The sequence below is a fragment of the Acidisarcina sp. genome (assembly GCA_035539175.1).
Taxonomy (GTDB): domain Bacteria; phylum Acidobacteriota; class Terriglobia; order Terriglobales; family Acidobacteriaceae; genus JANXZS01.
The window spans coordinates 58,956-71,891 of sequence record DATLIY010000010.1; the positions used below are offsets into that span (position 1 = coordinate 58,956).

Below are 12,936 nucleotides of genomic sequence, written 5' to 3' on the forward strand. Positions count from 1 at the left end.
CCTCGAGCATTATGGTAAGAATGCTTGAGGTTGGGAATGCCCTATTCGCGGTTTCTTTTTGGCTGCACTGTCTTTCTTGCGTCCTTTTTACTGTTCCTTATTGAGCCGATTGCAGCCCGGCAACTCCTGCCTGTTTTTGGTGGGTCCGCTGCCGTCTGGATCACCTGTCTCGTCTTTTTCCAGACCGCACTGCTTGCGGCGTATTTGTATGCTCACTGGCTGGCACATCGCTCGCGGTGGGGCTTCCACTACGGATTGCTTCTGTTCGCCACCGTGTCTGCAATCGCCTGGTCCACGAACAGGATCCACCTGAGCCACACGTCGGGGCATCCGGCGACGGCGATTCTGGCAACCCTGACTGCGTCCATCGGTCTTCCCTTTCTCATGCTTGGCGCAACCAGCCCACTGCTGCAGAGATGGCTGGCCCGCCTCCACACCAGCGGCATCCCGTATCGCCTGTTTGCGCTCTCAAACCTGGCGTCGTTGCTTGCGCTCGGCCTCTATCCCACGCTGGTCGAGCCCTATTTCACTCTTCGAGCGCAGAGACTGATCTGGTGCTGCGGTTTTGCAGTGTTTGCCCTCATATCCGGAGTTCTGGCGTGGAAGACGCAATCGGCAACCCAAACCTCGTTCGCAACAGAAGTGGTGCAGGAGAGCGAGATTCCCCCGGCGCCCCTCAGCCACAAGCTGCTCTGGCTGCTCCTGCCGATGGGCGCGGCCATGCAGCTCAGCGCCGTCACCAGCTATCTCACCGCAAATATTGCGGCCATCCCTCTGCTTTGGATCCTGCCGCTTGCGGTGTATCTGGTGACGATCATCCTCGCCTTCGAATTTCCCCGCTTCTTTCCCCGATGGATCGTTACGCGCTTGCTGGTCGTCATGCTGGCCAGTCTCGGCTACATGCTCTCCAAGGTGGATGTAACTCTCCCGATGAAGATCGGCATCCTGTTCTTTTTGATCGAAGTGTTTGTCGCTTGCCTGTTCTGTCACTCCGAGGCCTACGCACTGCGCCCAAAGCGGCCATCGGAGTCCACCCTCTTTTACCTGATGTTTGCTGCCGGGGGCGCGCTGGGAGCCTTCCTTATCGGAATCGTGTCTCCGCTGCTCTTTTCCTTCAACTACGATCTGGCGCTGTCGTTTCTTGCAACAGCGCTGCTCGCGTTCGCCGTTACCTGGCCCAAGGGCTCGATGCAGCGCGTTCTGTGGGCGACGGGGAGCGGCCTCCTGCTATACCTCGTCTTGATGCTCCACTCCACATACCAGCGGGATACGGTAATGGCGGCCCGGAACTTCTATGGCAGTCTCCGGGTAAAGGACACGTATCGCGTCCCCGAAGCGACCTTGCGCACACTCACGAATGGAAACATCCAGCACGGCACGCAGATCCTTTCGCCGGAGTCGATGAAGACTCCGACGACCTATTACGCGGAAGACTCCGGCGTCGGCCTCGCGCTGCGCCTGTGCTGCGCTGGCCGGGCGCGCAACATCGGTGTCGTGGGCCTGGGTGCGGGAACGCTCGCAGCCTATGGCAAGGCGGGAGATCGAATCCGCTTCTACGAGATCAATCCCGCCGTGCTCCCCATCGCGCAGAACCTGTTCACCTACCTTCGTGACTCATCCGCCGAGATCAGTTTTGCCGAGGGAGATGCTCGCTCCTCCCTCACGCGGGAAGCGCCACAAAACTATGATGTTCTCGTGATCGACGCATTTTCCGGGGATGCCATCCCGCTGCATCTGCTGACGACAGAAGCCGTCAGCTTGTATCAGAGGCACTTGGCTCCTGGAGGCATCCTCGCCTTCCATGTCTCGAATCAGCACGTGGATCTGCAGCCTGAAGTCGGCGAGCTTGCCCAGGCTGCCGGCATGGAGGCGAGAACGATCTCGAGCGCTCCGAATGAGCCGCGGGGTGAGTTCAGCGCAACATGGGTACTGGTGACCCGGAATTCCGCGTTCTTCCAGCAGCCGCAGCTAGCCGGACGCACGCGGCCAACGGCAAAGAATCCGAAGGTCCGCCTCTGGACCGATGACTACTCCAGCCTGCTGCCTGTCCTTCACTGGTGAGGAATACCGGAACGATTCGTATCCCCTGAGTTGGGCAGAAGAGAGAGTGCGCGGGACAAACCTGGGACACAACATACTACAAAGCATCCCCGCGCACTCTCCGTAAATTCTGCCACTACTGCACGAGTTAGTACCTCACGACCGGCACCGGGTTGCGCTCGGTGAACTGATGCTGGTGCCAATAAGGATAGGGTGCCCGTGTCTGACTGGCGCGATCGAGCGTCTCCACCTGTGCCGCCGTCAGGCTCCAGCCAACAGCGCCCAGATTGGCACGGAGCTGCTCTTCGTTCCGTGCGCCGATGATGACGCTGGAGACGGTCGGCCGCTGGACCAGCCAGTTGAGCGCGACCTGGGGTACCGTCTTGCCCGTTTCGGCGGCGACCTTGTCGAGCGCATCGACCACCGAATAGAGAAACTCATCGCTGACGACCGGTCCCGCGTCGCCCGTTGCATGGAGACGGCTGACTGCGGGTAAAGGCTGTCCCCGGCGAATCTTGCCCGTCAGACGGCCCCATCCCAGCGGGCTCCAGACGAGCGCGCCAATCTTTTCTTCCAATGCCTGCGGCATCAGTTCCCACTCGTAATCGCGTCCAATGAGCGAGTAGTAGACCTGGTGCGCCACGTAGCGAGACCAGCCATACCGGCGGCTCATCTCAATGGATTTTTGCAGGTGCCAGCCAGAGAAGTTGGAGGCCGCGATATAGCGCACCTTGCCCTCTCGTACCAGATTGTCGAGGGTGTAGAGCGTTTCATCCACAGGTGTGGTCGCATCGAATCCATGCATGTGGTAGACGTCGATGTAATCCGTGCCCAGGCGCTTGAGAGATCCCTCTACCTGACGCGTGATGTGATAACGGGAGGAGCCTACAGCGTTCGGGTCTGGCTGGCCGTTGACCGTAGGCACGCCATACGTAAAGCGGAATGTCGACTTGGTGGAGATCAGGACGCTCTCCCGAGGAAGGTGCCGTATCGCCTGGCCCAGAACCTCTTCCGAGAGTCCGTCGGAGTACACGTCGGCGGTGTCGAAGAAGTGGACCCCGGCCTCCATGCAGATATCGATGAGCTTGCGAGCCTCGTTGACGTCGGTATCACCCCACGACTTGAAGAACTCATTCCCTCCACCGAAGGTACCGGTGCCGAAGCATAGTACGGGGACTTTAAGACCAGAGTGGCCAAGTTGGCGGTATTCCATCTCCTGCTCCTTATCGCGGGTTACGCGTTTCTTTCATCTGATGCCAGCGAGAATAATAGGTCGCAGAGAAGGCGAAGGTCCCCGCGTACAATCATGCCCACCATCCTAAGCCGCAAATCCGGATTGTCCGCCGGTGCGGATTGGCAGCCCTGGCAAGCTGGCTAAAGCACTGCAGCATTTGGAGAAATACCGCTGCCGCCCCTCACTCTGCCACTTACAAGCCGCAAACTGATACTGTAAAAGCAGAGCGTGCAGAGCAATTACGCTCACCGAAATGAAAAAGGAAACTGGATGGTTCGTTCACCGAAGTCTGCGGACTCGTTGACCCCATCGGACGAGGCCTATGCTTTATCCCACGGATGACCTTCGCATAAAGTGGACCAAAGTCGTCCTTCCCCCGATCTTTCTTGAAGAAGAACTCCCCATCACCGAAACGGCGTCCTCCACCGTCTTTGAGGCGCGCGAGGCAATTCGCAACATCCTCAGCGGTGCTGACCCGCGGCTGCTGGCGATCGTAGGCCCTTGCTCCATCCACGACACCAAGGCTGCTCGCGAATACGCTACGCTGCTGAAAAAAGCCATGGCGGAGTTTTCCCGCGAACTCTGCATCGTCATGCGGGTCTATTTTGAGAAGCCGCGTACCACCATCGGCTGGAAGGGCCTGATCAACGACCCTTATCTCGATCACTCCTATCGCATCAACGACGGGCTTCGTCTCGCCCGCCACTTGCTTCTCGATCTGGCGGAGATGGGCGTCCCTGCGGGAACCGAGTTCCTCGACATGATCTCGCCGCAATACATGGCCAGCCTCGTCAGTTGGGGAGCTATTGGAGCGCGGACGACCGAGAGCCAGATTCACCGCGAGCTGGTCTCCGGCCTCTCCTGCCCTGTAGGCTTCAAGAACGGCACCTCCGGAGATGTGCAAATCGCGATCGATGCAATCCTCTCCGCGCGCAACCCGCACACCTTTCTTGGACATAGCCACACTGGTCAATCCGCCATCTTCGTCACCAGCGGCAACCCGGACTGCCACATCATCCTTCGCGGCGGCCGCAAGCTGGTGAACTACGACGCCGAGTCGGTGAACCAGATCTCCGCGCAGATGGAGAAGGCGGGCCTTCCGGCGAGGCTTATGATCGACTGCAGCCATGCCAACAGCCGCAAGGATCACACGCGTCAGAGCGCCGTCTGCAGCGATGTAGCAGCACAGGTGGCCGCCGGCGATCGCCGCATCATTGGCGTCATGATCGAAAGCAACCTGGTTGCCGGAGCACAGAAGCTCGTTCCTGGCCAGCCCCTCGTGTATGGACAGAGCATCACCGACGCATGCATTGGATGGGACGAGACGCAGGCTGCGCTCCAGACCCTGGCCAATGCGGTGAAATCGGCCCGCGGATAGCTCTCTTGCGAGCGAACGCAAAAGGACCTTGCTACCCTCGGTAGAGAGCAGCAAGGTCCTTTTGATTCTAATAACCTGAATAATCTGAGGATCAGAGGGACCCCATGGCAGCTTACCCAACAGAGGGCAGCCCTGCCAGCGCCATGGCGATCTCCTCTTCCGGATAGTCGTAGTTGCTTAACTTCTCCGCCTGGTAGTCGATGTATGACTGCATGTCGAAGTGGCCATGTCCGCTGAGGCCGAAGAGAATCGTTCGCTCCTTGCCTTCTTCTTTGGCGCGCAGCGCTTCGGCGATAGCCCCTGCAATCGCATGGTTTGCTTCCGGCGCCGGGACGATCCCTTCTGCACGGGCAAACTGAATCCCGGCGGCGAACGCGTCCAGTTGCTGCACGGACGTAGCCTCTATCAAACCAAGATCCATAACATGCGACACCAACGGAGCCATGCCGTGGTAACGCAGGCCGCCTGCATGAATGCCCGGAGGAACAAACGTGCTCCCCAGCGTGTGCATTTTAACGAGCGGAGTCAGATGCCCGGTGTCTCCAAAGTCATACGTGAATCGGCCCTTCGTCAAGCTCGGACAAGCTGCCGGTTCTACGGCAACAACTCGCGCATGGCCTTGTCCCTTGAGCTTGCGGCCGAGGTACGGCATCACCAGCCCCGCGAAGTTGGATCCGCCGCCGGTGCAACCCACAATAACGTCGGGCTCATCGCCGGCCAGGGCCATCTGCTCAATCGATTCCAGCCCGATCACGGTCTGGTGGAGCAATACGTGGTTCAGCACGCTGCCAAGCGCATATTTGGTATTTGGGTCCTTGGCAGCCACTTCGACGGCTTCTGAGATTGCCATGCCCAGCGAACCAGTGGACTCTGGATTCTGCGCCAGGATGGCGCGGCCTGACTCCGTTTCCATGCTCGGACTGGCAGTCACGGACGCCCCGTAAACTTCCATTAGAGCGCGGCGATAGGGCTTCTGGTCATAGCTGACGCGCACCATATAAACCTTGCACTCCAGGCCGAAGAAGGCGCAGGCCATTGCCAGCGAAGAGCCCCACTGTCCCGCACCGGTCTCCGTGGAAAGACGCTTCGTTCCGTCCTTTTTGTTGTAGTACGCCTGTGCGACAGCGGAGTTTAGCTTATGAGAACCTGCCGGGCTCACCCCCTCGTACTTGTAATAAATCCGAGCCGGTGTATCCAGAGCCTTCTCCAGACGGCGGGCGCGAAACAGCGGTGCGGGACGCCACTGCGCGTACAATTGCCGCACTTCTTCGGGGATCTCGATCTCGCGCTCTGTGCTGACCTCCTGAAGGATCAGGCTCATCGGAAACAGCGGAGCCAGGTCGTCCGGTCCAATGGGTTTCATTGTTCCCGGATGCAGGACTGGTGCCATAGGCTTTGGAAGATCTGCGACGATGTTGTACCAGGCTTGAGGAATGCGGCTCTGCGGCAGGTTGTACTGTATCGAGTCCATGGGCAACATTCTAGCAGCGTGGCTGGCGGCGCTGCCTTGCGCAGCAACGTTGAGCTTGCCCAACTGCGCAGCCGTAAGCCAGGTATAGGTCCCCCATCCATAGCCGATTAGCAACTTACATTGTTACGATATCTGTTCTAGATCCCAATCCTGGTCACAGACCCCTTTCCACCATCTGCAGGAGGCGTTCCGAGAGTGCCTGAACCTTCTTGTCGGACGCTCCGCTCAGGGGGCCCTCAATAATAAGAAAGGCCAGGCCATGGACAGCGGACCATGCGAGATACTCTGCTCCCGGCCGGCGCTGCTTTGGAAGAACGCCTGTCTTCACCATCATGTCCAGTGCGGACGTAAGCAGTTGGAATGGATTGAGGCCGCGCCTGCCGGTCTTCGTGACGTCACGGTCCTCCTCCACCTTGTCAGGAACCGAGAATGCGGTGCGGAAGAGGCCGCTTTCAGCAAGAGCAAATTTGAGGTAGCCAGTTCCTACGGCGCGCAGAGTAGCTCGCGCCAGGTCCTCTGGATTCCTGGTGCGCCGTATTCCAACGATCTCGCTCTCGATGGCAAGAGCCAGCTCTGACAAGGCATGGGCCCTTACTGCATATAAAAGATCACTGTGGCTGGCGAAGTGCCGATAGGCGGCATTCGGAGCGACACCTGCGCGGCGGGTCGCCTCCCGCAGTACAACCGCATCTGGCCCGCCGTGGCGCGCCAGCTCGATGCCTGCGTCAAGCAGTGCTCTCCTGAGATCACCATGGCGAAAGGTCTTGCGGACTATCTTTTTCTGAGAATTCATGGGCCCTTGTGGACAGTGTACATTTCCCTTGATAGCCTGTTGTGGACAGTGTACACAAGAACGGCAAATGTGCATTGGGGCCAGGGCGGCGAGCCCATGGTCAAAACGAAGAGGGGAGGACGGCGATGAGCACAGCAACGCAGCAGGAAGTGACCAAATCGACGAATCTGAAGAATGGCGATTTCGTCTGGTACGAACTCAGAACCACTGACTCCAAAGCGGCCGAGGCGTTTTATAGCCATGTTATCGGCTGGCAGGCAAAGGGCTCCGGCGATCCTGGCGGTATACCGTACAAACTATTTTCGGTTGGAGATCTAAGCGTTGCCGGCCTGATGCAACTCACCCCTGAGATGCTCGCCGGTGGCATGAGGCCCGCATGGGTCGGCTTCATCGGTGTCGATGATGTGGATGCCTACGCCAGCCGGCTGGAAAAGGCTGGTGGCAAGCTCCATTGTGCACCGCAGGACATTCCCGGAGTTGGCCGCTTCGCTTCGGTAGAAGACCCACAAGGCGCAGTCTTCCTATTATTTAAGGGCTCGCTGAATTGCGAACCGCCACGTCCACCTGCCGGTTCGCCTGGCACCGTCGGCTGGAATGAACTCTCCGCGAACGATGGACCATCAGCATGGTCTTTCTACTCCGGACTCTTTGGCTGGACGGAAGACAGCACCATGGACATGGGTCCAATGGGCGTCTACAGGATCTTCAAGAATGGTGGAAATCCTGTTGGGGCCATGATGACGCGTGATCGGACCAAGTCACCGATGCCTTTCTGGCTCTACTACTTCAACGTCGACGACATCGATGCTGCGGCGACGCGGATTCGTGAAAAGAATGGTCAGATTTTCATGGGCCCGCATGAGGTGCCTGGTGGGATGTGGATCGTCCTCGGCCAGGATCCGCAAAGCGCGATGTTCTCTATTCTTGGACCAAGGAAAAAGTAAAACTATTCGCGGTGGTGGCTGCGCACACCCTCGAGTGTACGCAGCCATCGCAGCAATGCCGGCCAGATTTAATAGACTGGCGCGGCGTTGTGGTCGTAATCCTCACCAAACTTATTCTTGTGGTGTGTCATTAGATCGCTCGTTTGCGGAATCTCGATGAGACCGAGGTTTGTATTATTGCCGGAGATTTGAACCACACGAGTTAGGGCATCAAGGCGTGCGAACTCCGCCCCTTCCGACCAAACACGCAATCGATATTGCCCGGCAGGAACGGCATGAATTACAGCTCTGTCATGCTCGTCGACCACTGCAAAGTATGAGGTGGCAAGGGTAAGCACAACCGCACTCATCTCCGGATGGATATTGCAGAAAATATAGGAGACGCCCTCGCGGCTGAAACGCACAGAACGCGTGCTGCCCGCCTCATACAATCCGAGGTCGAAGCGCCGCCCGTTAAACAGAGAAAAGACGTTGTGATAGAACGGATCCTGATTCGGAAACTGCACGGTGCTACCCACCGGAATAACCAACAGGTGAGGCGTGAACTGCTTGTTCTTCTGCGCCAGCGTAAAGGAAGAGACGTGGGGTGCGGGAATAGATGCAGGATCGAGAGGCATCAGCCATATAACCGTCGAAAGAAGTTTCCTTGGCATTCTATGGGAAGCGTGAGCAGCCGGGTCAGCATTTGTAGGAAGCAACCGCACCTGCGCAGCAACATCGAAATTTTGTGCGTGAATGCTCCCGCTGCATAGCAGCAGCACGAGTACTTTAGCGAAACCTCCCATCCTGGTTGCCGTTGTCATAGTCTTAGAACTCGTAACCCGTACTAAGAACATAAGACTGAGCGGTAAAGTAGCTCCCACTTATCGGCCAGGTTCTTATGTTGCGAAATTCAAATGAAAATATCAGGTAGTTGCTTGGCCGATAAATTATGTTTCCGAAGGCCGTCTGATTGCGTGCGAGTGCGGCATTTGGATTCGTAGAATCAAGTTGTGCAGAGCGTAGCTGACTTGCATAACCACCGTCTTGTCCGTAGGCAGTGTTCCATTCAATCTTGTCGGACATGCGGTATTTTATCTGGCTCCATCCGCCGATTGCGTTCAACCCATCGATCTGTGCATACGGGTCTGAAAGCGTCTTTACCAACACCACGTCTTTGTAGGCGCCTCCTCCTAGTCCTCCTAGTGCGCGACCGCGATAGAACTCACCCGACAACTCCAGCCGTGCGGGTAACGCCAGCCTCCAGTCCGTAGTAACCGCCCAGGCATTGGTACTTTGACGGTAGCCATAGTCGTGGGGGCCCCAATATCCGCCAACACCAAAGATAGCGGATCGGCCGAATGGCTTACCGGTGTAAGACAGCAACAGTTCCGATCCTGGGTAGAGGCTCCGCTGTGCCGCGCTCACGCTCTTAGCCGAAGGGTTATAGATGTCAGCTGGGTCGGCCACGTTCATAACTCCTGCTTCGATGCCAAAGTGCCGCTCTCCCCAACTCATATCCTGTGACAACTTGAGTTGCGGGAGCCAAGTCCAGAGGTTCCCGGACCCGGCCAGGGGTGATACGCCAACTACTGCCATGGAGGTCGGCGAAAATGGTGAGATAAGCGGCTTGTCAAGCATCGCAACCAAGTGTGTTTTGCGCCAATCCAGTTCGGCGTGAGCCGTGCGCAAGCGCAGCCTGCCCTCGTTGGGCAAATAGCCAGATCCTTGCTGGTTGCCAAAGAAGTCAACGCGCACGTCGGCGTGGCTCTCGGCCCCGAAGACAACAGGTCCTTTGGCATCGAAGCCTAGAACGGTTTGTCGCAGGGTGGCGCCTGTACTGCCATGAGCAACCTCAGGCGTCTTATGCAACGCGATTACTGGCACATCAACGTTGTCCACCGCGCCCTTATTTACAAATGAGTGGAAAAGCACAAGCCCGGTGATTTTTATAGGATATTTCGATTGTGCCTCAACCTTGCTCTGTTCATGCTGAGCAACTTCGGCCTGCACCACTTCTTGATTCTCCTTGAGATTGGCGACGGCATCTGCAAGTTCGTTCGCTGGCCGGCCCGAGCCAACGTCAGCCTCGACTCCCGAGGTAGACTCGCTTCGCTTCATCGCCTGTAGCTCTTGATGCAAGGCGCGTATCTCCGCGCGTGACTCCTGCAACTCCAGACGGGTTGCGTTGAGGACGTCCATCAGCGCATCGATTCGCTGTTCGATCTGCGCGTTCCTGTTCGTCTCGTTCAACGTTCCTATCTGAGCAGCAAGTTGCAACGATGACAGAACGAAGAGGACACCCAACTGCGGGAGCCGGCGGCAGGCGCCTGTCGAAAACGCTGTGAACATATTCGTCCCCCTTTCGTAAGGTCCGATATGCAGGCCTTCAATAAATAAAAAGGATCATCCCTTGCTAGCACCCGCAGAGCTTGCAACTCTGGATGACACGCTGGATTGTGGAATACCTGGAGCGCGCTTGTTGAGCGAAAGCAGAAAGACTGTCTCACCAGGATCGCTCTTTACGAGAGCGACTGCCCCACCGTGTTCTTCCGCGACTCTGTGGGCAAGCGTAAGACCCAGTCCAACGCCATTTTCCTTGCCTTCGCTCACAAAAGGTTCAAACAAATTACCACGAATTGCCATTGCAACGCCGCTTCCATTGTCGGCCACGCGGATGTATAGCTGCTCCCCTGCTTGACCGAGTGTGATGGTGACGACTCCTTGCGGAAGGCCGCCACGATTCGCAGCCTGGCACGCATTCAGAACCAGGTTGAAGATCGCACGCTGCATCTTCTTCGCGTCTACCCAGGCATCGAAGGAGTCGCCGTTCTTTGCCTCAACATTGATCCTGACAGTTGCCGCTTCGGGATGCGTCCCCACCAGTGCCACGGCTTTCTCCACCAGTAGGAGTACCGACTCTTGTGTCAGCTGAAGCGCGTTCCCGGTGCGACTAAACATCAGCAGGGATTCAATCAGATCGGTCATGCCGTTGACGGCAAGCCTGATCTCGCCAAACAGTTCCGTCTTTTCCTCCTCGTCGACCGCCGAGGCTAGAAACTCCGCATTGGCGTAAACAGCGGCGAGATAGTGGCGGAGATCATGGGAAACCGAGCTAGCCATCCGCCCAATAGTTGCCAGCCGTTCTGACTCGATGAGTTTTTGTTGCGTTCTGCGAATTTCATCACGCATACGCCCAAAGGCAGAGCTGAGTTCGTGAACCTCACGTGCCCCGGTCTGTGGGAGGCGATAGTTATAGTCGCCTGTACCCAATGCCCTTACGCCGGAGACAAGCGCTTCGATCGGCCGCGTTACGGTCCGCGTGATGGATAACGAAAGAAGGACGCCAACCAGCAAAGCCGCCGCTCCAAGCCCGAGAAAGAGATGGTTGAGCCGGCGAGAAAGCTCATCCTGCTGCCGGAACGATTTGAGCACGACTAGTTGAATATCGTCGCTGTTGCCCGGAGCGAGTTGGACAGCCACCGCACTGAAATGCTCCGGGCCCAGCCACAGCTCAACCACCCGCATTGGGCTCCGTAGTAGCTCCTGTGACGTTGCTGACAGCCGTATTTCCTGCGTTGAGTCCAGCGTACTGGCAACGACGATGCCGTGCGCCAGAAATGTAGCTTCTGCCGCGGCAGCCTCGCTTACTTCATGCGCCAGACTCTGGTCTACGGAATATCCAATGATCACATAGCCCAGAATCTGGCCGTTGGCACGATTGCCGAAGTACAGTGGTTTGAATGTGAACTCGAAGAGCCTTCCATCCATCACCACGAAGCGGGGGTTGTTTTCGAGCTGTAGCGAGCTTTCCAGTGCAGTGCGTCGCGAGCGAACAAGATCTTCCGGAGAATACCTGTTTGCATTTTCCAGACCGCCAGAACCCTCATAGAGCGCAAGTACCTTTCCCTCAGAAGTAGTCAAGGCAAAGAGATCTGCGCCGCTCACCTTGAAAAATTCTTGTCCGCCGTCTTCGATCGTGCGGCGGTCGTGCGTCGTCATAAGTGCCTTCAGGCTGGGCAGGTCAGCGAGCAGTGCACCTTCGCGCGCCAGCATCTCCTGGCGCTGATGCTGTAGATTCTGAAAGGTAGCGACGGAATGAGTCACATCGGAGGCGAGTGTTTCCGACATTTGCCGCTCTATTCGCGAGCGCACGACGAGCAGGCTCGCAGTCGTCAGGCCAACTGAGACAAGCAACAGTGGCACCAGCAGCATGACCCGCATTCTTATTGGGGACATGGAACCCGCCTAAGTGCGAGGAGTTTTGCCACGCCGGGAATTCCTCAGGGAACGAATTTGTAACCGGCGCCGTGAACCGTAATGAAGTGTAGAGGATTCGCCGGGTCGATTTCGAGCTTTTGCCGCAACTTAAGGATCTGGTTGTCCACGGTGCGTGTCGTGGGATAGAAGTTATATCCCCACACATCGTTCAACAGCTCTTCGCGACCTATCACACGTTCAGGATTCTCGAGAAAAAATTTAAGAAGCTTAAATTCATGCGCTGTGAGCGCCACGTACTGGCCCGATTTGCGAACCGACATTCGAAGAAAATCAATTTCGCAGTTCCCAAACGTTAGGGCGGCGGCACGCGCGGGCTTTCTGGTTCTTCTGACAGCGGCCTGAAGTCGCGCAAGCAACTCACGTGGACTGAATGGCTTAGTCACATAATCATCAGCGCCCAGTTCGAGCAGTAGAACCTTATCCGCAACCTCGGCCACCGCACTTACCACGATCACTGGCGTATTCGGCGATGCGGCTTTGATGCGTTTGCACACCTCGCGACCGGGAACCCCGGGCAACATCAGGTCCAAAACCACAGCGGAGTGAGTAGCCGCGCGAAACACGTCGATTCCCCGCACGCCATCCATCGCCTCCTCCACCGCGTACCCCTCAGCGGCAAAAAGGCGCTTCAAGACCTTTTGCATCCTCGGGTCGTCCTCAATCACGAGGATCGTGCCGGTGCTCTGATTGGAATCAGTCATCAACTCGCGCGACTCCTCCATGCTCGTGATAATTCTCAACCCTATCCCGCCGGATGAATAGCCGGGCGCACGGAAATGACAATCTGATGACATTTGACGACAGACCGGGGACAAG

Annotated in this window: 10 protein-coding genes; 3 read left to right on the forward strand and 7 right to left on the reverse strand. The window is 57.3% G+C overall.

Annotation, left to right across the window (positions count from 1 at the left end; translation table 11 throughout):
* Positions 1-36: 36 nt before the first annotated feature.
* The gene (locus tag VM554_14060; protein HVJ09499.1) at positions 37-2,061 is read left to right on the forward strand and encodes a fused MFS/spermidine synthase; all 2,025 of its coding nucleotides are present in this window, start codon (positions 37-39) and stop codon (positions 2,059-2,061) included.
* Positions 2,062-2,188: 127 nt separating this feature from the next.
* On the opposite strand, the gene VM554_14065 is transcribed toward VM554_14060, so the two are convergent.
* The gene (locus VM554_14065; protein ID HVJ09500.1) at positions 2,189-3,253 is read right to left on the reverse strand and encodes an aldo/keto reductase; all 1,065 of its coding nucleotides are present in this window, start codon (positions 3,251-3,253) and stop codon (positions 2,189-2,191) included.
* Between the two features lie 343 nt (positions 3,254-3,596).
* Here VM554_14065 and VM554_14070 point away from each other — a divergent pair, with 343 nt between their 5' ends.
* A complete protein-coding gene (locus VM554_14070) occupies positions 3,597-4,652 on the forward strand; it encodes a 3-deoxy-7-phosphoheptulonate synthase (GenBank protein ID HVJ09501.1) in 1,056 nt (351 codons plus the stop codon).
* A 112-nt stretch (positions 4,653-4,764) separates the two neighbouring features.
* Here VM554_14070 and VM554_14075 read toward each other — a convergent pair whose 3' ends face one another.
* Together VM554_14075 and VM554_14080 are read right to left on the reverse strand one after the other, a co-directional pair.
* Positions 4,765-6,237 (reverse strand): TrpB-like pyridoxal phosphate-dependent enzyme, encoded by a 1,473-nt coding sequence (locus tag VM554_14075; GenBank protein HVJ09502.1) that lies wholly within the window; start codon positions 6,235-6,237, stop codon positions 4,765-4,767.
* A gap of 40 nt (positions 6,238-6,277) precedes the next feature.
* Positions 6,278-6,916, reverse strand: a complete 639-nt coding sequence (locus VM554_14080; protein HVJ09503.1) for a TetR/AcrR family transcriptional regulator — start codon at positions 6,914-6,916, stop codon at positions 6,278-6,280.
* Between the two features lie 125 nt (positions 6,917-7,041).
* On the opposite strand from VM554_14080, the gene VM554_14085 reads away from it, so the two are divergent.
* Positions 7,042-7,860 carry a VOC family protein gene (locus VM554_14085; GenBank protein ID HVJ09504.1) on the forward strand — a complete coding sequence of 273 codons (819 nt, stop codon included), beginning with the start codon at positions 7,042-7,044 and terminating at the stop codon, positions 7,858-7,860.
* Between the two features lie 68 nt (positions 7,861-7,928).
* On the opposite strand, the gene VM554_14090 is transcribed toward VM554_14085, so the two are convergent.
* Genes VM554_14090 through VM554_14105 form a run of 4 tightly spaced genes read right to left on the reverse strand, consistent with a single transcriptional unit; the run spans position 7,929 to position 12,821 of the window.
* Complete coding sequence (locus tag VM554_14090; protein ID HVJ09505.1) at positions 7,929-8,663, reverse strand: hypothetical protein; 735 nt, start codon at positions 8,661-8,663, stop codon at positions 7,929-7,931.
* A gap of 4 nt (positions 8,664-8,667) precedes the next feature.
* Positions 8,668-10,191, reverse strand: a complete 1,524-nt coding sequence (locus tag VM554_14095) for a hypothetical protein (protein HVJ09506.1) — start codon at positions 10,189-10,191, stop codon at positions 8,668-8,670.
* Between the two features lie 54 nt (positions 10,192-10,245).
* Entirely contained in the window at positions 10,246-12,078 is a 1,833-nt protein-coding gene (locus VM554_14100) for an ATP-binding protein (GenBank protein ID HVJ09507.1), read from the reverse strand.
* 44 nt (positions 12,079-12,122) lie between these two features.
* Positions 12,123-12,821 carry a response regulator transcription factor gene (locus VM554_14105; protein HVJ09508.1) on the reverse strand — a complete coding sequence of 233 codons (699 nt, stop codon included), beginning with the start codon at positions 12,819-12,821 and terminating at the stop codon, positions 12,123-12,125.
* Positions 12,822-12,936 lie beyond the last annotated feature (115 nt).